The organism is Rhizobium favelukesii, from assembly GCF_000577275.2.
Lineage (GTDB): Bacteria > Pseudomonadota > Alphaproteobacteria > Rhizobiales > Rhizobiaceae > Rhizobium > Rhizobium favelukesii.
The window spans coordinates 3,230,309-3,254,377 of sequence record NZ_HG916852.1 but is presented as its reverse complement, the minus strand read 5'-3'; the positions used below and the strand labels follow the sequence as shown (position 1 = coordinate 3,254,377).

At 60.9% G+C, this 24,069-nt stretch carries 24 protein-coding genes and 1 pseudogene; 19 read left to right on the top strand and 6 right to left on the bottom strand.

Going from position 1 to position 24,069, the window contains the following annotated elements; all coding sequences use genetic code 11:
* Positions 1 to 32 precede the first annotated feature (32 nt).
* The 3 genes from LPU83_RS54700 to msrB all read left to right on the top strand — a co-directional run bounded on the left by LPU83_RS54700 (position 33) and on the right by msrB (position 2,466).
* Positions 33 to 428, top strand: a complete 396-nt coding sequence (locus LPU83_RS54700; RefSeq protein ID WP_024316094.1) for an organic hydroperoxide resistance protein — start codon at positions 33 to 35, stop codon at positions 426 to 428.
* Positions 429 to 553: 125 nt separating this feature from the next.
* Positions 554 to 1,843, top strand: a complete 1,290-nt coding sequence (locus LPU83_RS54695; RefSeq protein WP_024316093.1) for an epoxide hydrolase family protein — start codon at positions 554 to 556, stop codon at positions 1,841 to 1,843.
* Between the two features lie 89 nt (positions 1,844 to 1,932).
* Positions 1,933 to 2,466, top strand: a complete 534-nt coding sequence (msrB, locus tag LPU83_RS54690) for a peptide-methionine (R)-S-oxide reductase MsrB (protein ID WP_024316092.1) — start codon at positions 1,933 to 1,935, stop codon at positions 2,464 to 2,466.
* Between the two features lie 10 nt (positions 2,467 to 2,476).
* On the opposite strand, the gene LPU83_RS54685 is transcribed toward msrB, so the two are convergent.
* Complete coding sequence (locus tag LPU83_RS54685; RefSeq protein ID WP_024316091.1) at positions 2,477 to 3,427, bottom strand: LysR family transcriptional regulator; 951 nt, start codon at positions 3,425 to 3,427, stop codon at positions 2,477 to 2,479.
* 98 nt (positions 3,428 to 3,525) lie between these two features.
* On the opposite strand from LPU83_RS54685, the gene LPU83_RS54680 reads away from it, so the two are divergent.
* The 10 genes and pseudogenes from LPU83_RS54680 (at position 3,526) to LPU83_RS54635 (ending at position 13,360) form a co-directional block, all read left to right on the top strand.
* Positions 3,526 to 4,401 carry a dioxygenase family protein gene (locus LPU83_RS54680; RefSeq protein WP_024316090.1) on the top strand — a complete coding sequence of 292 codons (876 nt, stop codon included), beginning with the start codon at positions 3,526 to 3,528 and terminating at the stop codon, positions 4,399 to 4,401.
* Positions 4,398 to 5,455, top strand: a pseudogene (locus LPU83_RS54675) (maleylacetate reductase). The gene LPU83_RS54680 and the pseudogene LPU83_RS54675 overlap by 4 nt, the downstream one beginning before the upstream one ends.
* A gap of 33 nt (positions 5,456 to 5,488) precedes the next feature.
* Entirely contained in the window at positions 5,489 to 6,772 is a 1,284-nt protein-coding gene (locus LPU83_RS54670) for an ABC transporter substrate-binding protein (RefSeq protein WP_024316089.1), read from the top strand.
* 66 nt (positions 6,773 to 6,838) lie between these two features.
* On the top strand, positions 6,839 to 7,558 hold the full coding sequence (locus LPU83_RS54665) for an ABC transporter ATP-binding protein (RefSeq protein ID WP_037070008.1): 720 nt from the start codon (positions 6,839 to 6,841) through the stop codon (positions 7,556 to 7,558).
* Positions 7,558 to 8,277, top strand: coding sequence for an ABC transporter ATP-binding protein (locus LPU83_RS54660; RefSeq protein ID WP_024316087.1), 720 nt, complete (start codon positions 7,558 to 7,560; stop codon positions 8,275 to 8,277). Before LPU83_RS54665 ends, LPU83_RS54660 begins: the two co-directional genes overlap by 1 nt.
* Positions 8,264 to 9,127 carry a branched-chain amino acid ABC transporter permease gene (locus LPU83_RS54655; protein ID WP_024316086.1) on the top strand — a complete coding sequence of 288 codons (864 nt, stop codon included), beginning with the start codon at positions 8,264 to 8,266 and terminating at the stop codon, positions 9,125 to 9,127. Before LPU83_RS54660 ends, LPU83_RS54655 begins: the two co-directional genes overlap by 14 nt.
* Before the next feature lie 5 nt (positions 9,128 to 9,132).
* Positions 9,133 to 10,221: a branched-chain amino acid ABC transporter permease gene (locus LPU83_RS54650; protein WP_024316085.1), complete on the top strand. Its 1,089-nt coding sequence runs from the start codon at positions 9,133 to 9,135 to the stop codon at positions 10,219 to 10,221.
* Positions 10,214 to 11,968 (top strand): FAD-dependent oxidoreductase, encoded by a 1,755-nt coding sequence (locus tag LPU83_RS54645; RefSeq protein WP_024316084.1) that lies wholly within the window; start codon positions 10,214 to 10,216, stop codon positions 11,966 to 11,968. Before LPU83_RS54650 ends, LPU83_RS54645 begins: the two co-directional genes overlap by 8 nt.
* A gap of 7 nt (positions 11,969 to 11,975) precedes the next feature.
* Entirely contained in the window at positions 11,976 to 12,875 is a 900-nt protein-coding gene (locus LPU83_RS54640; RefSeq protein ID WP_024316083.1) for an intradiol ring-cleavage dioxygenase, read from the top strand.
* Positions 12,876 to 13,045: 170 nt separating this feature from the next.
* A complete protein-coding gene (locus tag LPU83_RS54635; protein ID WP_024316082.1) occupies positions 13,046 to 13,360 on the top strand; it encodes a hypothetical protein in 315 nt (104 codons plus the stop codon).
* 174 nt (positions 13,361 to 13,534) lie between these two features.
* On the opposite strand, the gene LPU83_RS54630 is transcribed toward LPU83_RS54635, so the two are convergent.
* The 4 genes from LPU83_RS54630 to LPU83_RS54615 all read right to left on the bottom strand — a co-directional run bounded on the left by LPU83_RS54630 (position 13,535) and on the right by LPU83_RS54615 (position 16,336).
* A complete protein-coding gene (locus LPU83_RS54630) occupies positions 13,535 to 13,774 on the bottom strand; it encodes a tautomerase family protein (protein ID WP_024316081.1) in 240 nt (79 codons plus the stop codon).
* Positions 13,775 to 13,810: 36 nt separating this feature from the next.
* On the bottom strand, positions 13,811 to 14,446 hold the full coding sequence (locus tag LPU83_RS54625; protein WP_024316080.1) for a DsbA family protein: 636 nt from the start codon (positions 14,444 to 14,446) through the stop codon (positions 13,811 to 13,813).
* Between the two features lie 103 nt (positions 14,447 to 14,549).
* The gene (locus LPU83_RS54620) at positions 14,550 to 15,263 is read right to left on the bottom strand and encodes an SDR family NAD(P)-dependent oxidoreductase (RefSeq protein WP_024316079.1); all 714 of its coding nucleotides are present in this window, start codon (positions 15,261 to 15,263) and stop codon (positions 14,550 to 14,552) included.
* A gap of 140 nt (positions 15,264 to 15,403) precedes the next feature.
* On the bottom strand, positions 15,404 to 16,336 hold the full coding sequence (locus LPU83_RS54615; RefSeq protein ID WP_024316078.1) for a LysR family transcriptional regulator: 933 nt from the start codon (positions 16,334 to 16,336) through the stop codon (positions 15,404 to 15,406).
* A gap of 242 nt (positions 16,337 to 16,578) precedes the next feature.
* On the opposite strand from LPU83_RS54615, the gene LPU83_RS54610 reads away from it, so the two are divergent.
* On the top strand, positions 16,579 to 17,256 hold the full coding sequence (locus LPU83_RS54610; protein ID WP_024316077.1) for a type 1 glutamine amidotransferase domain-containing protein: 678 nt from the start codon (positions 16,579 to 16,581) through the stop codon (positions 17,254 to 17,256).
* Between the two features lie 55 nt (positions 17,257 to 17,311).
* Here LPU83_RS54610 and LPU83_RS54605 read toward each other — a convergent pair whose 3' ends face one another.
* Positions 17,312 to 18,694, bottom strand: a complete 1,383-nt coding sequence (locus LPU83_RS54605) for an IS701 family transposase (protein WP_037068948.1) — start codon at positions 18,692 to 18,694, stop codon at positions 17,312 to 17,314.
* 215 nt (positions 18,695 to 18,909) lie between these two features.
* Between LPU83_RS54605 and LPU83_RS54600 the strand changes: the two genes are divergently transcribed.
* From LPU83_RS54600 to LPU83_RS54580, 5 genes are all read left to right on the top strand, one after another.
* Entirely contained in the window at positions 18,910 to 20,676 is a 1,767-nt protein-coding gene (locus tag LPU83_RS54600; protein WP_024316076.1) for a cytochrome c biogenesis protein DipZ, read from the top strand.
* Positions 20,677 to 20,688: 12 nt separating this feature from the next.
* Positions 20,689 to 21,429: a peptide-methionine (S)-S-oxide reductase MsrA gene (gene msrA, locus LPU83_RS54595; RefSeq protein ID WP_024316075.1), complete on the top strand. Its 741-nt coding sequence runs from the start codon at positions 20,689 to 20,691 to the stop codon at positions 21,427 to 21,429.
* A 229-nt stretch (positions 21,430 to 21,658) separates the two neighbouring features.
* Positions 21,659 to 21,874 carry a hypothetical protein gene (locus tag LPU83_RS54590; RefSeq protein ID WP_024316074.1) on the top strand — a complete coding sequence of 72 codons (216 nt, stop codon included), beginning with the start codon at positions 21,659 to 21,661 and terminating at the stop codon, positions 21,872 to 21,874.
* 11 nt (positions 21,875 to 21,885) lie between these two features.
* Positions 21,886 to 22,521 carry a maleylacetoacetate isomerase gene (gene maiA, locus LPU83_RS54585; RefSeq protein ID WP_024316073.1) on the top strand — a complete coding sequence of 212 codons (636 nt, stop codon included), beginning with the start codon at positions 21,886 to 21,888 and terminating at the stop codon, positions 22,519 to 22,521.
* A 173-nt stretch (positions 22,522 to 22,694) separates the two neighbouring features.
* Positions 22,695 to 23,747 carry an alpha/beta fold hydrolase gene (locus LPU83_RS54580; RefSeq protein ID WP_024316072.1) on the top strand — a complete coding sequence of 351 codons (1,053 nt, stop codon included), beginning with the start codon at positions 22,695 to 22,697 and terminating at the stop codon, positions 23,745 to 23,747.
* Positions 23,748 to 24,069 lie beyond the last annotated feature (322 nt).

The following is a 24,069-nucleotide window of genomic DNA, read 5'->3' as shown; positions in this document are numbered from 1 at the left end:
ATACGAGTAAACGCAACCCGAAAGATTTCACCATGACCGAGAAGCTCCTCTTTACCGGCAAGACACACAACAAGGGCGGTCGCGACGGTTTTACACGCAGCAGCGACGGCGAGTTGGACCTCCGGCTGGCGCAGCCGCACCCGGCCGCTGAGCGCCTTTTTGGCGCCGCATGGTCGGCCTGCTTCATTGGCGCCATCGAGGTCGCCGCAGCGCAAAGAAAGATCAAGCTGCCCGTCGATCCTGAGATCGATACCGAAATCGATCTGAATGCCGACGGAGGTTCTTACTTCCTGCGCGCGCGCCTCAATGTAAGCCTGCCGGGTATCGAGCGTGACGTCGCAGAAGAACTTCTCCATGCAGCGCATGAGATCTGCCCGTACTCAAAGGCAACGCGTGGCAATATCGACGTGTCGACCAACCTCATCTGAAGGGGTGGAAAACGCTCTCGGCGAGAACAATGCAAAGGTATCGCCGACACCATCGTACAATGGATAAGCCCGGCCTTCGGTGAAAATGTGCCAGGCATCCGAATGAACCGACATAGGAGGACGATATGTCAGCTCTATCATCATCGGTCACACGGCGTAGCTTGCTTGCATCTGCAGCAGTTGCCGGCGCCGTTAGTCTCCTGCCGGGGTCATTCGCCGCAGCGGGTGACGACAGCAATACAATCCGCCCCTTCGAGTTTAAGGCTTCCGATGCGCAACTTGCCGATCTGCGCCAGCGCATCAACACGACCCGATGGCCGGAGCAGGAAACGGTGAACGACAGTTCGCAAGGCGTACAGTATGCGACGACCCAGAAACTCGCTCGCTACTGGGCAAACGAATATGATTGGCGCAAGGTCGAAGCGCAGCTGAATGCCCTGCCGCAGTTCATCACCACGATCGATCGGGTGGACATTCACTTCATTCACGTTCGTTCCAAGCATAAGGACGCACTGCCGCTCATCGTCACGCACGGATGGCCGGGCTCAATCATCGAGCAGTTGAAGATCATCGAACCGTTGACGAACCCGACGGCGCATGGCGGGAAGGCGTCGGATGCCTTCCATCTGGTCATCCCGTCGATGCCCGGCTATGGCTTTTCAGGCAAGCCAACCACGACCGGCTGGGACCCGATCCGCATCGCGAATGCCTGGATCGAGTTGATGAAGCGGCTCGGCTATGAGAAGTACGTGGCGCAGGGTGGCGATTGGGGGGATGCGGTCACCGAGCAGATGGCTCTGATTGCCCCTCCGGAATTGCTCGGCATCCATGTCAACATGCCGGCGACCGTTCCGGCTGATATCGCCGCAGCGCTGCAGCCCGGCGGTACGGCGCCGAAGGGCCTCTCTCCCGACGAACAGCATGCCTACGATCAGCTGGACGATTTTTACAAGCACGGGCTCGGCTATGCGCTCGAAATGGCGAACCGTCCGCAGACGCTCTATGGAATCGCCGACTCGCCAGTCGGCCTAGCGGCATGGATGATCGACCACGATATCCGCAGCTACGAGATGATCGCGCGCGTCTTCGATGGAAAGACCGAAGGCCTGACGCGGGACGATATCCTCGACAACATCACACTCTACTGGTTGACGAACACTGCCGTCTCGTCGGCGCGCCTCTATTGGGAAAACAAGCTGGCATTCTTTGCTGTCAAGAATGTCACCATCCCGGTTGCCGTGAGCGTCTTTCCGGATGAGATCTATGCGGCTCCGCGTAGCTGGACGCAGCGCGCCTATCCCAAGCTGATCCACTACAACAAGCTCGACAAGGGCGGGCACTTTGCTGCCTGGGAGCAGCCGAAAGCGTTCACCTCCGAACTCAGAGCTGCGTTCCATTCGCTGCGGTCGGCGTAGACACAATCGGGACGGCGCCATCCCGTTGGTGACAGTAACCTGTCTGAAAAGGGTTTCCAGGCATCCGCCGGGGCCAAAGAGGACCAGGAATGCGTGATGTCCTCGAATTGCAGTTCGATCTCACTCCTCCCACTCGAGAACAGATGCAGCAGTTTGTGGCGGACCTCAACGAAGAGGACCGCCATTTGCTGCTTGAGCATGGTGAGGAGGCGCCGTTCTGTGGCGTGTTCCTCCACGAGCGACGCGAGGGCCTTTATACCTGCCACCTGTGCGGTCTTCCCCTGTTCAGGGCTGTTGCGAAATTTGAAAGCGGCACAGGCTGGCCGAGCTTCACGGCTCCGGTCGCGAAGGGTCATCTGCGGCATATTCGCGATACCCGCTACGGCACAGTCAGGACGGAGATCGTTTGCGCGCGTTGCGGTGCGCACCAGGGCCACGTCTTTCCGGACGGCCCGCCTCCCACCGGTGAGCGCTTCTGCATAAATTCAGGGTCGCTCGAGTTCACGCCAAAGGGGCAGCCACTTCCTGACAAGCTCGGCCGCGGTGGCCCAGAAGGCGAGCCTGCGAGGTCGTTGACCGTCGCGGAGGCGACATTGGTCGCCACTGGCCTATCATGGCGGTAGCGGTAAGCTGCTACCGCCCCCAGACCACAGCCTCCTCATGCCTCTTGATCAGATGACGCAGGCTTTCGAATCCGGAGCGAATATGTTGCGCGAACTGATCGACCGCAGGCGATCGCGCCGAGTCCGCCCGCGTGAGAATTGCCAGCGCTCGCTCCGGATGCGGGATCGTCAGGGGTAGGGCGGTGATGGATTTTTCCTTGCGCAATGCGAAGACCACGCTGTGCGGCATGACGGTCAGGGCGTCGGCCGCCTTGAGATAGTTGATCACGCTCATCAGCGAGCCGCCGGAATAGCGGATTTTGATCTCGGTTGCGCCGAAGGAGAGCAGCAGGGCGCGAAGATCGGCAAGCAGCGGGCTGCCAGGCGGCGGGGCGACCCAGGGATAATCGAGAAGCTGGCTTGGCTGCGGCCGGCGCTTCAGCAGCAGCGGATGCGTGACGCGGCAGGCAATCACGTTGCGCCCCGGCAAGATCTGCTGGAATTCCAAGCCGGAGCCTTCGTCGAGAATGTCGATCGGGCAGATGGCAAGGTCGATCTGGTCGGCCTTGAGCGCAGCCCGCAGATCAGGAAAGTAGCCGTAGCTTTGATCGATCCGAACGTCGGGATGGGTGACCTGAAACTCGGCGCACAACCCTGCGATCAGCGCATCCATGAAGAAGGGCGTGCCTCCGACGCGCACGACGCCGCTTTTGCCGACGCGGAAGCTTTCCACCAGATCCGACGCTTTCCGGGACGCGGCCAGCATCACCAGCCCTTGCTCAGCCAGTGACAGGCCAAGCGACGTCGGCTGCAACGGTCTGCGTCCTTTGATGAACAATGGCTCGCCGAGACGCATTTCAAGCATCGACAGCGTGCGCGAGACGGCCGGCTGCGCGAGTCCGAGGAGGGCCGCTCCCTCGGTCACGCCGCCGGTCTTGACCACAGCGGCGAGCTGTATCAGGTGACGTTCGTCAATCTTCATAACGATCTGTTATATTAAAGTTGAATCAAATCATCAATCAGCCAGTACTGGCCTGCTAAGTTACTCTGAGCAACGATGCGAGTGCTTGGGAGGGACGCATGCCGCCGGCAGCCGATGCGCTTATTTTCAGTGAAGCCACTTCCTCCGACGTGTTTGCTGAGCGCATGCCCTCCGGCAAGGGCGACCAGTTGCCCAGCCTCATGGCGGCAGTCGCCAAGCACACGCATGAACTGATCAAGGAATTCCGGCCCACCCAGGATGATTGGCGCAGGGTGATCGCGTTTTTGACGGAAGTCGGCCATGCCTCCGATGAACGCCGTCAGGAGTGGGTGTTGCTCTCCGACCTGATTGGTGCGTCGGCCCTCGTGGAAGAGATCAATTCGCGGCGGCCGAAAGGCGCAACCCCCAACACCATCCGCGGCCCGTTCTTTCGCAGTGATGTGCCGGAGCGCCCGCTGGGCAGCTCGATTTCGCTTGATGGCGTGGGAGAGCCGCTTTGCGTCTCGGCCCGGATCATCGACCTCGACGGGCACCCGATCCCCTCGGCCGAGCTCATCACCTGGCAGGCCAATGCCCAGGGCCTCTATGAGAACCAGCAGCCGGATCTGCAGCCCGAGCACAACCTGCGGGGCCTTTTCCGCGCCGATGCCGATGGAAGCGTCAACTACCGCACGGTCATGCCGAAAGGATACAGCGTGCCCGACGACGGCCCGGTCGGACATCTGCTGGCAGCCGCGGGCTATCCCCTTCATCGGCCGGCGCATCTGCATTTTGTGGTCCGCGCTTTAGGTTTCGAGACGATCACCACGCATGTCTATGATCAAAACGATCCGCATCTCCATGAGGACGCGTTGTTTGGCGTCAAACCTGAGCTGGTCTTGGACTTTTGCCCGGTCAGCGGAGACGTGTCGCAGATGAAGCAGGTCGATTTCACCTTCGTGATGGTGCGGGCAAGACCGGAGAAAACAAAATGAGCCTGTCCTTTCACTATGCCGGCAGCCCGGCCCATATCGTTTTCGGCGAAGGGGCTAGCCAAGAGGTGGCAAACTGGATCGCCAAGATCGGTCGCCGGAGAGCCTTGGTTCTGTCCACGCCACAGCAGAAGAGTGACGCGAAGGCACTGGCTACGAAGATCGGGTCGCTGGCCGTCGGCGTGTTCAGCGGCGCCGTCATGCACACGCCTGTCGATGTCACCGAGACGGCAATGAAGCTGGTCGGGGAAAGCGGGGCCGATTGCGTCGTGTCGCTCGGCGGCGGCTCGACGACGGGTCTCGGCAAGGCCATCGCTTATCGGACGAACTTGCCACAGATCGTCATTCCAACGACCTACGCAGGCTCGGAGGTCACGCCGATCCTTGGTCAAACCGAGGGCGCAAGTCGACGGTGAAAGATGCCAGGATCCTGCCCGAAGTGGTGATCTACGATGCCACGCTGACAACGGGCCTTCCGGTTGGTTTGTCTGTGACCTCGGGTCTAAACGCCATGGCCCATGCTGTCGAAGCGCTCTACGCGCAGGACCGCAACCCGATCTCGACCCTCATGGCTGTCGAAGGCTTGCGCGCCTTCCGGGCTGCACTTCCGGAAATCATCGCGACGCCGAGTGACCTCACGGCGCGGGCGGGCGGTCTTTACGGCGCCTGGCTTTGCGGCACAGTGCTCGGAGCGGTTGGCATGGCCCTGCATCACAAGATTTGCCACACGCTTGGCGGCACCTTCGACACACCGCATGCCGAGACGCATGCGATCATGCTGCCGCACACGGCGGCCTTTAACGCCGTGGCGGTGCCGGAGCTTCTTCAGCCTGTGTCAGAGATTTTCGGAGATTCGGTCGGCGGCGGGCTTTGGGACTTTGCAAAGTCGATCGGCGCGCCGCGGGCGCTGCGTGATCTCGGCCTGACCGAGGCCGACCTCGACAAGGCAAGCCAGGTCGCGGTCGAGAACCCCTATTGGAATCCTCGATCGATCGATCGGCAATCGATCCGCGCATTGCTGCAGCAGGCCTGGGAGGGCCGCCGGCCGGAGAATTAGTCGTCACACAAGGGGGAATGGGAGGAGAATGAGATGACAACCAGGCGCGAATTCCTGAAACAGACGGCAGCCACCGGCGTGCTTGCCGCCACATCCGGGCTGGCTTTGCCGGCGCTGGCACAGAAGAGCTCGATCAAGCTCGGCTATGTCAGTCCGCAAACCGGACCGCTTGCCGCCTTCGGCGAGGCCGACAAGTTCGTGATCGAGAACTTTTTGGCGACGACCAAGAAGATGGGCCTCGATTATGAGATTGTCGTCAAAGACAGCCAGTCCAATCCCAATCGTGCCGCCGAGGTGACCAAGGAACTGATCGTCGCCGATGAGGTAAACCTGGTCCTCGTTTCCTCGACGCCTGAAACAACCAACCCGGTGTCGACGACCTGCGAAGCCGAAGAAATGCCTTGCATTTCCACGGTGGCGCCGTGGCAGCCATGGTTCATCGGCCAGCAGGCAAATCCCGGCGACCCGAATTCCTGGAAACCGTTCAACTTCGCCTATCACTTCTTCTGGGGGCTCGAGGACATCATTGCCGTCTTTACCGGCATGTGGGGCCAGGTCGAGACCAACAAGAAGGTCGGCGGACTGTTCCCCAACGACGGGGATGGCAACGCGTGGGGAGACAAGGTCGTGGGCTTCCCGCCGGTGCTCGAGAAGCTCGGCTATACGCTGACCGATCCAGGCCGCTTCCAGAACCTTTCGGATGATTTCTCCGCGCAGATCAACGCATTCAAGCAGGCGAACGCCGAGATCGTCACCGGTGTCGTTATCCCACCGGATCTCACGACCTTCTGGAATCAGGCGAAGCAGCAGGGCTTCAAGCCAAAGGTTGCCTCAGTGGGTAAGGCTCTGCTTTTCCCGCAAACGGTGGAATCGCTCGGCGATGCTGGTCACAATCTCTCGACCGAGGTCTGGTGGACGCCAAGCCACCCGTTCAAATCATCACTGACGGGCGAGACGGCGGCGCAGGTCGCCGACGCCTTCACCAAGGCGACGGGCCGGCCCTGGACACAGCCGATCGGATTTGCGCACGCGCTGTTCGAACTCGGGGTCGATGTCATGAAGCGAGCCGAGGATCCGAGTGACGGCGAGACCGTGGCCAAGGTCATTGGTGAAACGAAGCTTGATACGCTTGTTGGGCCGATCGCCTGGGGCAGCGAGAAACTGCCGCCCTTTGCACAAAAGAATGTCGCCAAGACGCCCCTTGTCGGAGGCCAGTGGCGGCTGAAGCAGGGTGGCAAGGGTTATGATCTCGTCATCGTCGAGAACGCCACGGCACCCAACATACCGACCGGGGGAAAAATGGAGCTGATCGCCTGAGCGCGTCAGCGCTCATGAGGCGAGCGGGGAGCCGTGGAGGCGGCTCCCTTCGTGGGAGAGAGATGGATGCCAATATTGGAACTGGAAGGTGTCTCGAAGAAGTTCGGCGCGTTGACCGTCGCCGAACAGATTTCCTTTGCCGTGGAAGACGGCGAGGCACTCGGGATCATCGGCCCGAACGGCGCCGGCAAGTCGACGGTGTTCAATCTGATCAATGGCAACATTTCTGTAGACAAAGGCGCGATCCGTTTCAGAGGCTCCGACGTGACCAATACACCGCCGATGGCGCGGTGCTTTGCCGGGATGGGTCGCACCTTCCAGATTCCGCAGCCCTTTGATCAGCTCACGGTGTTCGAGAACCTGCTGGTGGCCGGATCGTTCGGCGCGCGAAAGCGGGAAGGGGAGGTTGCCGATCGCTGTGCAGAAATCCTCATCGACACCGGTCTGATTGACAAAGCCAATGCAATGGCCGGCAGCCTCACGCTGCTGCAGCGCAAGCGGTTGGAACTGGCGCGCGCGATGGCAACCGATCCGAAACTTCTGCTGCTCGACGAGATTGCCGGCGGGCTGACGGAAGGCGAGTGCCGGGCACTGGTGGCGACCATCCGCGGCCTGCACAACAAAGGCATTGCGGTGATCTGGATCGAGCATGTCCTGCATGCGCTGAACGCCGTGGTCGGTCGTCTGCTTGTCCTGCATTTCGGTCGCGTGATCGGCATCGGTAAGCCCGACGAGATCATGAACTCGAAGCAAGTTCGCGAAATCTACCTGGGGATCGATGTGTGATGCCACTTCTCGAAACCCACGCACTGACGGCTTCCTACGGTGACTTCCAGGCGCTGTTCGGCATCGATATCAGCCTCGAAGAGGGCGAGACGCTGGCGATCATCGGCGCGAATGGGGCCGGCAAGACGACGCTGATGCGGTCGCTGTCGGGCGTCCTAAAAAACGAGCCCGGTTCCATCGGCTATCGGGGAGAGGCGATCGGCGCGCTGGCCGCCCCCGATGTGATGTCGCGCGGGATTGCCATGGTGCCGGAGGGCCGGCGGCTGTTTCCATCGTTGAGCGTCGAGGAGAACCTGTTGATTGGTTCCTATGGCCGCAAGGCCACGGGCCCCTGGACGCTCGAGAGCATCTATGCGCTGTTTCCGATCCTCAAGGAGCGTCGGCGAAACCCTGCCACGGCACTGTCCGGCGGCCAGCAGCAGATGGTGGCGATCGGCCGGGCGTTGATGTCGAACCCGGACGTGCTCCTTTGCGATGAGATCAGCCTTGGACTGGCGCCGGTCGTGGTGCGCGACATCTATGCCGCCTTTCCACGAATCCGGGAAACCGGAGCGGCGATCATCATCGTTGAGCAGGACATCGCTCAGGCACTCAAGGTCTCCAATCGGGTCTATTGCATGATGGAGGGCCGCATCACGCTCTCCGGAGAGCCATGCGACCTCGACCGCGATGCCATTCACAAGGCTTATTTCGGAGCAGATGGTCATGAACTGGCTTGATACGATAGCGCAAGGCATCTTGCTCGGCGGGCTTTATGCGCTTTTTGCCGCGGGACTAAGCCTGGTCTTCGGCATCATGCGGCTTGTCAACCTTGCGCATGGCGACCTGATCGTCTTCGCCGCCTTTCTGATCCTGTTGCTTGTTTCCCTGCTGGGGCTTCATCCTTTCGTTGCCGCGCTCATTGCGGCTCCCCTCATGTTCTCAGCCGGTTGGGTCCTTCAATACCACTTGCTCAACCGTACGCTCGGAAAGGATATCCTGCCGCCTCTGCTCGTCACGTTCGGTCTTTCGATCGTCATCCAGAATGGCTTGCTGGAAGGCTTTACGGCCGACAGCCGTCGGATATCAACCGGCGCGCTCGAGACGGCTTCCGTTTCGCTGGGGCCGATCAATGTCGGTGTCATGCCGATGCTGACCTTTGGCTCAGCGATCCTCGCCATCATTGCGCTGAACCAGTTGATCTATCGCACCTCGATCGGCCGGGCGTTTCGTGCCACATCCGACGATGTCACCACGGCAGGCCTGATGGGCATCCGGCCGCAACGCATTTTTGCCATGGCGACAGGCCTTGCCATGGTCGTGGTGACCATCGCGGCACTGTTCCTCGGAACGCGCGCCAATTTTGATCCGACGTCGGGACCGGCCCGGCTGATCTATGCCTTCGAAGCCGTCATCATTGGCGGGCTGGGCTCACTTTGGGGAACGCTGGCCGGCGGCATCATACTTGGTGTCGCGCAGACGATCGGGGCGGCCGTCAATCCGGAATGGCAGATCCTCGCCGGGCATCTCGCCTTCCTTCTCGTCCTCCTGTTCAAGCCGCGCGGCCTTTTCCCGCGCGCAGTGGATTGAGCGTCATGGAACAGTTGCTCGCACCAACCTTCAAAGTCGAGACCCGTACGGGCGCTTCCGCGGCATTCGCCGTCATGGCTGCCATCGCGGTGGTCCTCGCGTTCCTGGCGCCGCTTCTGGTGTCGCGCGGTGCCGTCCAGGACCTGTTCTTCATCCTCACCATGCTGGTGCTGGCGCAATGCTGGAACCTGCTTGCCGGATATGCCGGCCTGATTTCGGTCGGCCAGCAACTCTTCGTCGGCTGCGGGGCTTACGCCGTGTTTGCTCTCGTCAGCCTGTTGGGCCTCGATCCTGTGGCGGCGGTGTTCGTGGCCGGTGTCTTTGCGGTCATCGTCGCCGTGCCGACGGCCTTTTTCACCTTCCGCCTTTACGGTCCCTATTTTGCCATTGGCACATGGGTCATCGCCGAGGTCGGTCGTCTGCTCTTCGCCCAGTGGAAGGCGCTTGGTGGCGGAACCGGCACATCGTTGCCGCGTGACGCGACGCGCGACATGATCGGCGTCGACCTGTTGAAATCCCTTTTGCGCATGAAATCGGCGGAGGCCGGCGATGCTTTGACCTATTGGCTCGCGCTGGTACTCGCCTTGGCCACCATCGGAGCCATCTACCGGTTGCTGCGATCGCGGCACGGGCTGGGTCTTGCGGCTGTCCGGGACAATGAGCAGGCGGCACGCGCCGTCGGCGTCGATGCGCGGCGGATGAAGACCATGGTCTACCTAACCGCGGCATTTCTGACCGGCTGCTGTGGCGCGCTGATCTATGTCCAGAAGCAACGCATCTCGCCAGATGCCGCGTTCTCGGTGATCGACTGGACGGCCTACGTGATCTTCATCGTCGTCATCGGCGGCATCGGTACGGTCGAGGGGCCGATTGTCGGCGTCATCGTTTTCTTCCTGTTGCAGAACCTGCTTGCTGGCTATGGCTCCTGGTATCTCTTGATCCTCGGCCTGGTCGCCATCGTCACGATGCTGTTTGCGCCGCGCGGGCTTTGGGGCCTGTTTTCCGACCGCACCGGCATCCAGCTTTTTCCGGTTCGCCGAATCCTCAAAGGCGGACCTCTCGGACACAAGAAGATAGGAGAGCCAAATGGCTGATATCACAACGGACGTACTCATCATCGGAACCGGCCCTGCCGGATCTGCAACTGCGGCGCTGCTGTCGACTTACGGCGTCGAGAACATGGTGATTAATCGCTTCCGATGGCTCGCCAATACACCGCGCGCCCATATCACCAATCAGCGCACGATGGAGGTGTTGCGCGATCTCGGTCGCGATGTCGAAGACGAAGCCTATATGTTCGCCGCCGAGCAGGATCTGATGGGTGAGAACGTCTTCTGCACGTCGCTGACGGGTGAGGAAATCGGCCGCATGAAGAGCTGGGGCAAGCATCCGCTGTCTCGCGCCGAGCATCAACTCTCCTCACCCAGCCTGATGAACGACCTGCCGCAGACCTTCATGGAGCCGCTGCTCTTCAAGGCTGCCTGCTCGCGTGGCACGCAGGCGCGCATGTCGACGGAGTACGTCAGCCATGCGCAGGATGCCGACGGCGTCACCACCACCTGTCTCGACCGGCTGACGGGCAAGGAATTTAGCGTCCGGTCCAAGTTCCTGGTTGGCGCCGATGGTGGCAATTCGAGGGTGGCCGAACAGGCGGGTCTTTCCTTCGAAGGCAAGATGGGTGTCGGCGGCTCGATGAACATCCTGTTCGAGGCCGATCTGTCGCGGCATGTCGCGCACCGACCCTCCGTGCTTTACTGGGTGCTGCAGCCGGGCGCGGATGTCGGCGGCATCGGAATGGGCCTGGTGCGCATGGTCCGGCCCTGGCACGAATGGCTGATCGTCTGGGGCTACGACATCAACCGGCCGGCGCCTGACGTGACCGAGGATTTCGCCGTCAAGGTGGTTCGGGACCTCGTCGGTGACCAGGAGCTCCAGCCGAAGATCAAGTCGGTCTCGACCTGGACCGTCAACAACATGTACGCAGTGGCGATGTCCAAGGGCCGTGTCTTCTGCATGGGAGATGCCACCCACCGGCATCCTCCGTCGAACGGACTTGGCTCCAACACGTCGATCCAGGACGCCTTCAATTTCGCATGGAAGCTGTCCATGGTGCTGAAGGGACAGGCCGGAATGGGTCTGCTTGATAGCTACAATGCTGAGCGTGCGCCGATCGCCAAGCAGATCGTGACGCGAGCCAACAAGTCGATCGAAGAGTTCGGCCCGATCTTCAAGGCCCTCGGCCTTCTGGACTCTGTCGATCCGGTCAAGATGCAGGAAAACATGGACGCCCGCTGCAAGGATACTCCAGAGGCGGAGAGGCAGCGCAAGGCGATCCGGGAAGCGATCGCCTACAAGGTTTACGAGTTCGACGCGCATGGCGTCGAGATGAACCAGCGGTACAGGTCAAGTGCCGTCGTTGCCGACGGTCGACCAGAGCCGGCTTTCGCGAAGGACCCGGAACTTCACTACCAGCCGACGACATGGCCCGGCGCACGGCTGCCGCATATTTGGCTGTTCAATCACGGTGGTGAGAAAGTCTCCACCCTCGACCTGACCGGCCACGGCGCCTTCACGGTTCTGACTGGTATCGGTGGTGATGGCTGGCTAGCGGCTGCCAAGGCACTCGCAAAGGAGTTCAATATCCGGATCGCCACGCACATGATCGGACCTCGCCAGCAATGGCAGGACCTGGTTGGCGATTGGGCGAATGCGCGCGAGGTCCGGGATTCTGGCGCCATTCTCGTGCGGCCCGATCACCACGTCGCCTGGCGTGCAGATTCAATGGTTTCCAATCCGGAAGCCGAACTGCGCCGCGTCCTCAAATCCATCCTTGATAAGTGAGAGCATCATGGAAGCACATGAGAAGGGCTTCTTTACGGAAGAAAGTTCGATCGCTGTGGTGACCGGCCGCAACGACAAGGCCAAGGATGAACGCCTGAAGCAGGTGATGGAAGTCATCACGCGAAAGCTCCACGAAGCGGTAAAGGAAATGGAGCCGACACAGGATGAGTGGATGAAGGCCATCTTCTTCCTGACGCACACGGGGCAGATCTGCAACGAATGGCGGCAGGAGTTTATTCTCCTCTCCGATGTCCTCGGCGTTTCGATGCTGGTCGATGCGATCAACAACCGCAAACCCTCGGGTGCTTCGGAGAGCACGGTGCTTGGTCCGTTTCACGTTGCCGACGCGCCGGAACTGCCGATGGGGGCGAACATCTGCCTCGACCAGAAGGGCGAGGATATGTTTATCGAAGGCCGGATCCTCGATACCGACGGACAGCCGATCGCCGATGCGCTGCTCGATGTCTGGCAGGCCAACGACGAGGGCTTCTACGACGTTCAGCAAAAGGGCCTTCAGCCGGACTTCAATCTGCGGGGCGTGTTCCGCACCGGTCCGGATGGGCGCTACTGGTTTCGGGCGGTGAAACCCAAATATTATCCGATCCCGGATGACGGCCCGGTCGGGCAACTGCTGAAGGAACTGGGCCGCCATCCCTATCGGCCCGCGCATCTCCATTACATCATCAAGGCCGAAGGCTTCGAACCACTGACCACCCATATCTTCGATCCCGATGATCCCTACATCAGTTCCGATGCAGTGTTCGGCGTAAAGGAGAGCCTGCTTGCCGAATTCCGCCGGACGAGCGATCGCGAACGGTCGAAACAGTATCAATTCGCCGGCGATTTCTGGGAGGTAAAACACGACTTTGTCCTTGCCCGCGCGAACGATGAACCCCGCCACGGGTGATCACTCAGCCGATCGGCGGCAGCGTTAACCGATTATCAACGCTGCCGCACGACTCCGGCGACATTTGTTCGCAAATGGCGCGCGGGTCCGCCCGGAGATGATTGCGCTACGCGCAGGCCCGTCTATTTTGGCGCAGAGCGCTCAAGCGCAGTGCAACCGGGGCAGGGATCATGAAAGCCGCCTTCCATACGACCTTGATGATCTTCGTAGCCTTGCTGCCGGCCGTGGCGGCGGGCGCATCGGACGGCTGGAATCGCGACGGCAGGGGTACGAGCACCTGGCATGTGTCGCCATCGGAAGGCACCTGCAACGTCAGCCAAGCGACGAACAGAGCCCGCCGTGCCGGCATCTACCGGACCGATGTGGTCTATCGCGACGAGAATGTTCTGACGTTGAGAGGATTGACCGGGTGGGGCGATCGCCGCGAAATCACCTTTGCCAACGTCCGAGGATGTCCTGAGGTCGGCCTTCAGCATCTGCAATAGGAAGCCACGCACAATGGTATGACCCGGGTGGGCAGTGGTCGCTATGGCTGATATTCGCGCCCAGTATAGACTAACGCGATGCGGGCTGGTGCTGTCCGAAGCGCTGTCGAAACGCAAGCGCCAGGACCCGTCGCTCGCAACGTGAGCAACGGGTCCGCGCAGACCTCGACAGCTTCAGGACTTTGCTGCCGCGGCGCGCTGTTTGCGGTACTGCACGGTCGGCAGGCCGCCCCAGCCCCAATTGTCGAGATCGACTTCCTCGATGACGACATAGGTCGATTCAAGCGGCTTGTTAAGCACGTCGAGCAGCACTTGGCTGACGCCCTTGATGATCGCGGCCTTTTCTTCGGCCGTTACCGAATTGCGGTCGGGTGTGGTTCCTTCGCGGGTAACCTGTACGGTGACGATGGGCATTTGCAGTCTCCTTTCTCGGGCTTGACTTAAATGGCGCTATGCTGCGAGCAGAGCGGCGATCTCGTGTTCCAATGTTTCGACATCGGCATATCCGTTGCCGACCCGGCGCAGTTTGCCTTGTTGGGCAAGGAACAAGCTTGGGAAACTCGTCACGCCCATCGATCGCGCCCTGATGAAGTCAGCCGAGGCGGCGTCGATGGTGCTCTTGCTCTGCCATATCGCCAGAAACTCGTCCTGGGTGACGGGATGGCCTTCGGCACTCAAGGCCTCGGCACCCACCTTGGCGAGAACCGTGCCATCGGTCGTGTCGACGGCATCGACATAGAATGCATGCTGGAAGGCGCGGAAGACCTTCAGCAAGTCGGCTTCCGGGGCCAGGATACGTGCCGCCACGACCGCCCTGCAAACGGGTTCGGTGTCATACACAAAGCCCTGGCGGGCCATCAGCCCATCCCGATTGAAGGGAAGGCCGCTTGCCTGTTCGACCCGCGCCCAATGTTCCAGGCGAAAACGCTTGCCCGCCTCGTCAAGCACATCTGTCGCACCGGCGCGCAAACCTCCGACGATGATCGCAAGCGAGATCTCGGGGTGACGCTGCTGCAGCGCAGTCATTTCTTTTCCGAAACCGTAGCACCAGGAACACATCGGGTCGGCGACCATGACCAGTTTCATTTTCCACCTCATTTCAGCTTTATCTTGACGGCGACCGCGGCCATTCGGGCTCGCGGCCGCGGGGATGAACGTTGGTTCGGCCGGACAACCAACGTCGCAGTGCCTACCAGCGGCCGGCGTTCTGACCGCCATCGACGTGGAGGATCTCGCCGGTCACAAAGCTCGCGCTCTCAAGATAGAGGACGGCGTCGACGATATCGCGAATTTCGCCCATCCGGCCGACCGGATGCAGGGTCGAAAGCGCGGCGTGGGTTTCGTGCGGATGCATCGGCGTTTTGATCACGCCCGGCGAGACCGCGTTGACGCGAACGCCGCTCTTTGCGTACTCGATGGCCAGTTCCTGGGTGACTGCGTTCAGACCACCCTTGGTCAGGGAAGCGAGAGCTGCGGGCACACCGGCGATCGGCTGATTGACCAGGCTGGTCGTGATCGTGACGATGTGACCCGAGCCCTGCTTCAGCATTTCCGCGATTGCGCGCTGCGTGATGTGGAAGAAGCCAGCGACATTGACGCTCATGTTGTGGTCGTAGTCCTGCTGGGTGAATTCGGTGAATGGCTTCGCCAGGAAGACGCCGGCGTTGTTCACGAGCGTGTCAATGCGGCCGAAACGCTGACGCGCTTCGCGCACTACCCGCTCTGCAGTCTCGGGCTTGCTGATATCGCCGGCTACGGCGAGGATGCCTGTATCGGAGCTGGTCTCGATCGATCGGGAGGTGGCCACGACGCGATAGTTCCGGTCGCGGTAAGCCTGAACCAATGCTGCACCGATGCCTTGCGATGCGCCGGTGATAATGGCGACCTTCTGTTCCGTGCTCATGATGTGATCCTTTCAAGTGCAGCGGCCGTTACAGTTGAGGCCGCCCTACGCCCTCGGCGTTGGTGCAATTGATTTAGATCCATTCGATATGTGAGAGAATTGCCGTTGTTTGAGCGACAATCAACCGAATTTCGGCATAATTAGGCGAGTACGCCTGCTGCAGTTGCCATGCGCGCGAATTCGGAACGCAGGCGGGGCGTTGCAAAGTCCACGAAGGCCCGGACCTTTGGCACCGACATCCGGCCTTGCGGTGCGAGCAGATGCACGGGCAGCGGCGGGTGCTCTGCGTCCGCGAGCACGATCTTCAACTGTCCGTCGCGCACATAAGATGCGACATGGTAGGAATAGAGCCTCGTCAGGCCGCCGCCTGCAGCGGCTGACGCGGCGGCGGCGCGAACGCTGTTGACGATACAGCGCGGCGTGAAATGAACCGTCCGCGGGATCGTAGACCCCTTCGCCGGTGTGAAGCTCCAGGAATCCAGGCCGAAGTTGCTGAACGCGATGATCTGCTGTTTCGCCAGGTCCCCGGGTTCGTCGATGCGCGGATGGTTGGCCAGATAACGAGGAGAGGCGACCACGACGCGTCGCACGTCGCCACCGAGACGAGTGGAGACATGGGAGGAATCCGACAAGTGGCCGATGCGCACGGCAAGATCGACGCCTTCGTCGACCAGGTTGACGAACCGATCCAGCATAAGAAACCGCACGGAGACCGTCGGGTGAAGGTCAAGGAAGTCGTCCAGTATGGGGCGCAGCACCTCTTCTCCAAGAATCGGCGGTGCCGAAATGGTCAGCGTTCCGCGCGGTGCGGAGCGCTCGCCCCCGGCTAGCATGTCGGCTTCTTCAAGATCGACGAGCACACGCCGGCAGGCTGCCGCATAGCGCTGACCTGCCTCGCTCAGCTTCAGCGTCCGGGTTGTCCGGTGCAGCAGTTCGACGCCGACATGCGCCTCTAGGAAGCTGAGCGCCCGGCTAACCGCCGTCGGCGATCGTTTCAAGTTGCGGGCTGCTCCGGCGAGACTGCCCTCGTCGATTGCCGTCACAAACACCTTCATGGCGTCGATGCGATCCATTGTGTCGCCCCGCGGAATAGTGATTGCCTGGCGGCGAGTATTCACCCGAAATCGGAAGGAAGTAAATATCGGGAGGTAAAAGCAAGACAGGCCGCGCCACCGCGCTATCGGTCGGGTAGCCCGGCAGCGGATCCAGAATCTTTCAGGTTGGATGACGAGGCCCTGCAGCGAGCAATGCGCGCGACTGCGAGGGTAGCCGGCCAAACCGCGTCTTGCGTTCGCTCAACAAAGGGAGACCGACGATGAAGATCCTGATGGTTTTGACTTCGCATGATCAGCTCGGAAACACCGGAAAGCTGACCGGCTTCTGGCTCGAGGAGTTTGCTGCGCCCTACTACGTGTTCAAGGATGCAGGTGCCGAGATCACCTTGGCCTCGCCCAAGGGCGGGCAGCCGCCGATCGATCCGAAGAGCGACGAGCCAGCCAACCAGACCGAGGCGATGGCCCGCTTCAAGGGCGATCCAGCGGCGCAAAAGGAGCTGGCAAACACTGTAATGCTTAGCGACGTCAAGGCGGACGGCTTCGACACGGTCTTCTATCCCGGTGGCCACGGTCCGATGTGGGACCTCGTCAACGACAGGAATTCGATCGCGCTGATCGAAAGCTTCTACAATGCCGGCAAACCGGTCGCCGCTGTCTGTCATGCCCCCGGAGTTCTGAGAAAGGTGACCTATCAGGGACAGCCCCTTGTCAAGGGCAAGCGTGTCACGGGCTTTGCCAACAGCGAGGAGGAGGCCGTCCATCTCACGGAGGTCGTGCCTTTCCTCGTCGAGGATGAGCTGAAGCGATTGGGCGGGCACTATGAGAAAGCCGGCGACTGGGCCGATTTCACCATCGTTGATGGGCGCTTGATCACAGGCCAGAACCCGGCTTCGTCCACCTCGGCCGCCAAGAAACTGTTGAAGCTTTTGAACGCATGAGCCTACGGCTGGCGCTGCTTGCATTTTGATACAATTCTCAGCTCGACTTTGTACATTATGCAGCGAAGCAAAGTGCTTGTGTCATCCGCTTGAGGCGGCTTGGTTGAGTTTCAGGAATGTCCGGGTCTGGCGGGTGCTGTCGATAAATATCCTGATCCCACAGGATCATGCGAACCGCACCGATGGCATCGGAGAAGGTGAACTCTGTTTTCTTGTACCAGGCGGCGGCATAGGGAAGGACGCCATGACCGAGCAGATCGCATGCCCAGAGTGTGACGAGGCTGTAGAGCGCCAGCAGCGACGGGGTCGTGCGCATGATGGCTTTGTCGTTCCACTGCCGTTGGGTTTCCACGCCAAGATGCGCTCGCGTTTCGGCGAAGGTGACCTCGATCTGCCAGCGCCGAACGAAATAGGCAATGATCTGAGCGGGCTCAAGGTTGACGTTGGTGCTCATGAACGCCTGGGGTTCACGACGGCCTGATGGATCGCGAACGAGAACCCAGCGAATTGGTCTTGGGGGCGTTCCACGCCGATACCAGAGGCCGGTTCCTGATGTGACATCAAGGGTTTTGTCGGTTTGCTTGCCGTACCAGGACGATGCGACGATGCGCTGCCACTCGGTCTTTGCGTCTTTGAGGAGCGTTTTCAGTTTCGGCAATGGCCTGCCTTTTTGCGCCGGTCGCCCGAGCGTATGTTCGTGCCGTTGATCTGGTGGAGCAAAGAGACTGGCATCCAGACGCAACCGCGTGATGAGAGTGGCCGTGTCGGGAAGAGCCGCAGCCAGTGTATGAACGGCAAAGCTGCTATCGCCGACAAAGATGATTTCGCGGCCCGGCAGCCAGCGGCAAAGCTGCAAGACGCCTTGCCTTGCCCAATCAGTCAGCAGCTTGTGCTTTCGGCCCTTCTTCTGATCATGGCGCTCAGAGGGACACAGGATCGTCAGCACCGGCAGGGCTTTAATACATTTTGCCCATGGGACAGGTGAAAGAACCATGAAGCTCAACCATCTCAAGCCGCTGGCTTTGACAAAGTGGCCATGGCTGGAGCGCACCGGGTCACGATAAATTCCACGCGCGGCGATGCGTTGGCCCCAACGCCGTTCGATTGTATCATCCATGCCAATCACGACAGGGCCCTCGGGCACGAGCCGGGCAACAATGATGGACAGCAGACGGGCCGCCAACGTGCGAGGGTTCCAGCGGGCTCGGTTGAGGAGTTGATGATAGGCGGCAAAATTACTTACCTCCGCGCGTCCGGTGATGCGCAGGCAGGCCGTCACCGTTCGCTTGCCAGGCGAAAGGAGCGCACCCATCACCAGGACCAGCAGATGCTCCCAGCTTGGCGCGGTAAACCAGAAACGAAACGGCGACAGCCATTTGCGAAGGATGTGGGGGACCGCGTCTCCCGGCTCACGGCTACAATCATGTTGTTCGCTCATCCATTCGTTCGAATCCGATCAAACGAATGGCGCAAGGCCGGGACCCTGCGGCGAATTGATTCACCCAGGGCTGCTCAGATGCCCCCGAAATCACCACCGATTTTGTACAAAGTCGAGCTCAGGAAACGCGACACATCCTGGATACTTCGGGCTGATCCCCTGCAGTCACCATCAACGACCAGTGCGCAAGCATCGGTCAACTGCAGGGGATGACAATGATCCTATTCCTGATCGCTTATCTTGCAGGGGCGCTGACCATCGTCAGCCCCTGCATCCTTCCGGTCCTGCCTTTCGTGCTGTCGCGGGCAGGTCAGCCGTTTACAAGAAGCATCCTGCCGATGCTGATCGGCATGATCGTGACGTTCGCGGGCGTGGCAACGCTTGCCGCAGTCGGCGGAAGTTGGGCCGTGGATGCGAACGAAATTGGCCGATATGTCGCCATTGCGCTGATTGCTGGCTTCGGCGTGACGCTGCTTTCGCCGCGTATCGCGGCGGTGGTAACGCGGCCGGCTGTGGCACTCGGCAGCCGTCTGTCGCAGCAAGCGAGCGGCAAGAGGGCTGGCGTTGGTACCTCTTTCCTTCTCGGCGTCGCGACCGGTCTCCTGTGGGCGCCCTGCGCCGGCCCGATCCTCGGACTGGTCCTCACCGGTGCCGCCCTGCAAGGGGCAAACGTGCAGACCACCCTCCTGCTGACGGCCTACGCCGCGGGCGCTGCCACCTCATTGGCAATGGCTGCTCTTGCCGGCGAGAAGGTGTTTGCCGCGATGAAGCGATCGCTCGGCGTCGGCGAACGCCTTCGGCAGGGTCTTGGCGTTGCCGTACTGGCCGGCGTTACGGCGATTGCGCTCGGGCTCGATACCGGCCTGTTGTCGCGTCTCTCCTATGCCAGCAGCAAAAGCATCGAGCAGTCGCTGCTGGACAGGCTGCACGGCGCTGGCGGTGCCGCTGGGAAGCCGGCAGGCAATGCGATGGCACTCGCTGCGAATGATGCGCGCAAGGGATACCAGAGCGACTTGCCGGTGCTAGGCCGCTTCCAGTCGCTTGACGGTGCTGTGGAGTGGTTGAATTCGAAGCCGCTCACGGCCGAAGAATTGCGCGGCAAGGTGGTTCTCGTCGACTTCTGGACCTACTCCTGCATCAACTGCATTCGGACGATCCCCTACGTTCGGGCCTGGGCGGAAAAGTACCGGGACCAAGGCTTGGTCGTGATCGGCGTCCATTCCCCCGAATTTGCCTTCGAGAAGCGGATCGACAATGTCCGTCAGGCGATCGACAAGTTCCAGATCGGCTATCCCGTGGCGATCGACAACAACTTCAAGATCTGGCGGACATTCGCCAACAACTACTGGCCGGCTCACTATTTCATCGATGCGAAGGGCCAGATCAGGCACACCCAGTTCGGTGAAGGAGACTACGAACAGTCCGAACGCGTCATCCAGGATCTGCTGGCGGAAGCCGCAGGCAGCAAGAAGGCTGACACGGTCACCGTCGCGCCCGATGCCAAGGGCGCCGAGGCGGCGCCCGACCTTGCGCGCCTGCAGTCCGGTGAATCCTACATCGGCTACCTCCGAGCTGCCAACTTTATCTCGCCGGAAGGGACCGGGGCAGACGCCGCGCGTGACTACACCGTCGGAAAGCCTGGCCTCAACGAATGGGGTCTGACGGGCAAGTGGACGGTAGGGGGCGAGCAGGCCTCGCTTGAGCAGGCCGGTGGAGGCATCACCTACCGGTTCAGTGCACGAGATCTCCATCTCGTCCTTGGGCCTGGAGCGGGCGGCAAGAAGGTCCGCTTTCAGGTGACGGTGGACGGCGTAGCGCCGGGGGCAGACCACGGTTCGGATATTGATGCGCAAGGCAATGGCAGTGTTTCGGAAACGCGCCTCTACCAGCTGGTGCGCCAGTCGAAAGACGTGCGGGAGCGGACGTTCGAGATCCGCTTCCTCGATCCCGGTGTCGAAGCTTTCGTCTTCACCTTTGGTTGAGAGGATAGGGCCATGAAAAATCGAGCAAAAACCCTTTTGGCCTCAATCGGCGCCATCGCACGCCTCGGCCTTGTGGCCCTGGCGGTGATCGGTGGCGGCGGCCTCGCACTGAAATTGAATGGCGGATCGCCGCCCGAAGAGACCAAGCGCATTCCTCCGGCCCTCCATGACGTGGCCGTGACATCCGGAACGCAATCGCTGGTGCTTGCCGGCGGCTGCTTCTGGGGCGTGCAAGGGGCGTTCCAGCATGTTGCCGGCGTTGTGAGCGCCACGGCAGGCTATGCCGGCGGGAGTGCCGCGACTGCGACCTACGAAATGACTGAGACCGGGCAAACCGCTCATGCCGAAGCGGTGGAGATCGTCTTCGATCCAACGCAGATCACCTACGGCCAGTTGCTGCAGATCTTCTTCTCCGTGGTTCACGATCCGACGCAGGTCGACCAACAAGGGCCTGACGTCGGGAAGCAATACCGGTCGGCGATCTTTCCGCTGAACGACGAGCAGGCGAAGGTCGCTTCCGACTACATCGCGCAACTCGGTCAAGAAGGCGCTTTCAGTCGCCCGATTCACACTTCGACCGAAGTCGGGAAAACTTTCTATCGCGCTGAGGCCTATCATCAGGACTACGTCTACAACAATCCCAGCCAGCCCTATGTGTACGTCTACGAGCAACCGAAGATCGAAGCTCTGAAGCGGCTTTTCCCGGCGCAGTATCGGGAGCGTCCAGCGCTCGTCGCAGACCAGGCAGGCTGACCTTGGCGCCATGCCGCGGTGGCGTCGCTCCGCCGCATCGAGGTGACGATAATTCAAACTTGGGTCAGTCGAACGAGCCTGATCCCCGCATACATAGCGATACAGTCCTCGGGGCATTCGAACACATTCGGGATACGCGCGGTCGTCACGCTCGGATTCTACCCGCTCCGGAAAGATCAGAATTTTCCTGGGATTGACCCAAACGGGTCAAGCAATTGAGGAGAAAGCAATGCGCATTTTAGTCACCACCATTGCCGTGCTTGCGCTGTCAGCAGTGCCATGTGCCTGGGATACCGCTCCGGGGGAGCCGCCCGCGATCGCCGCACTCTTCTCCTGGTTATCGCCTCCAACTGATGCAGGGTCGAAGCAAACCGCGCAGACCGCGAATGTTGCCTTCGTGGCGACATCGGCCGATAAGGCACTGCCCCAACGCGCGAATTATTGAGGAGATCCGCGATGAAACTCTTCGAAGACAAGATCTCGTCGGCGGCGTCCCGTGTCAGGATCGCCCTGGCGCTGAAAGGGCTCGGCGTCGAGCGGGAGACAATCGGTATCCTCGGTGCCGATGCCATCAATCGGACACCCGAATATCTGCATGTCAATCCACAGGGGCTCGTTCCGGCATTGCTGACCGATGAGGGCGTGCTTCTGACCCAGTCGCTGGCAATCATCGAATATCTCGACGAGCGCTATCGCGAGCCACCGCTGTTGCCTGAAAAGCTTGAGGATCGCGCCTTTGCGCGGGCCGTCGCCTTGGCGATCGCTGCAGATATCCATCCGCTTCTTCCGCCGCGGGTGACGGCTCGCCTTGGCACCATTCCAGGAGCCGGGCCGCAGGAAATTGCGGACTGGAGCCGTCATTGGATCCGCGTTGGATTGACTGCAGTGGAGGAATTACTCGCGCGGCGGCAGACAGGTCGATATGCGGCCGGCGATGCGCCGTCGATGGCCGACATTTGCCTCTTCCCGCAGGCCGTCAATGCCGAGCGGGCTGGGCTCGCGCTCGACCAGTGGCCTCGCATCGCAGCGGTTGTCGCCGGGCTTCGCGCGATTCCCGCCTTTGCCGAAAACGGTCCGGCTCCCCGAACTTGAGTGTCCTTGAGCTGAACATTCACCTCGGGTCGCTCAGTTGCAGGCGAAAGTATACCAATGTATCTCTCGACCCGATCCCTACATCAGCATTCAATTCCCGCCATCGGGCACACATTGGATATACACGCGTACCGGCTTCTACGAATGTCTTTAACGCAATCTGGAGAACATCGATGGCAGAGGAAATCAATCAACAGAGGCGGCGGTTCATGGGCGTCGCGGCCCTGACCGTCGCTGCTGCGCAACTGGGCGTCATCGGGACGAGTGTTGCGCAAGCGGCGACGCCAACTGCTGCCCGCGTTCCCACCATCGCGCCAGGCACCAACACCTCGTTCGGCACAATCAAGCAGATCGATGCAGGTCTGCTCAACGTCGGTTATGCCGAACTTGGTGCGAGCGACGCGCCTCCGGTCATTCTCCTGCACGGCTGGCCCTATGACATCTACACCTATGTCGACGTCGCACCACTGCTTGCCGCGGCTGGCTACCGCGTTATCGTTCCCTATCTGCGTGGCTACGGCACGACACGGTTCCTCTCCGACAAGACGTTGCGCAACGGTCAGCAGTCTGCAATTGCCTCCGATATCGTCGCGCTCATGGATGCGCTGAAAATCGAGAAGGCGCTGATCGGTGGTTGTGATTGGGGAGCTCGGACGGCCTGCATTATTGCCGCCCTCTGGCCCGAGCGCTGCAAGGCGCTGGTTTCCGTCAGCGGCTATCTCATCGGCAGCCAGGAAGCCAACAAGGCGCCATTGCCGCCGAAGGCCGAACTTGCCTGGTGGTATCAGTTCTACTTCGCCACCGAACGTGGCCGCGCAGGCTATGAGCAATACCGGAGCGAGTTTGCAAAACTCATCTGGCAGCTTGCATCACCGAAGTGGAATTTCGATGACGCGACCTTCAATCGCAGCGCGGCCGCCTTCGAAAATCCGGATCACGTCGACATCACCATCCACAACTACCGCTGGCGCATCAGCGCGGCCGAGGGTGAGCGCAAATATGACGAACTCGAAGCGCGGCTTGCCAAGTTCCCAGTCATCGGCGTGCCTGCCATCACGCTGGAAGGCGATGCCAATGGTGCGCCTCATCCGCAGCCGGAGGCCTACGCCAAGAAGTTCTCGGGCAAGTACGAACATCGGCTGATCACCGGCGGTATCGGTCACAATCTGCCACAGGAGGCGCCGCAAGCCTTTGCGCAAGCCGTGGTCGACGTCGATCGATTCTGATGGTTCATCGGCGAGGGTAGTCGCGCCGGCCAGCCGCGCTTTTCCGGCTTCGCCTTCATTCCGAACTCTGGACCTGGCGTTAGAGCGTTTAGGCGCGCACGCCGGGTTTTTTATCATGCACGCGTCATGAAGGTGCGGTCCTGCCCACGCAGCCCTTCGTACTTCATCCGGGCGCGATCTGCGTCCGGCGCCTTGGCTGAGCGGTCAGCCGCTTACGGGCGGTTCGTATCGTATTGTATCCGCACCGCGTTTGCACGGAAGTTGGCTACATTTCAGCACCGCGACGAAACATTCCAGACACGTAAGGAGCGCCATCTGCGGT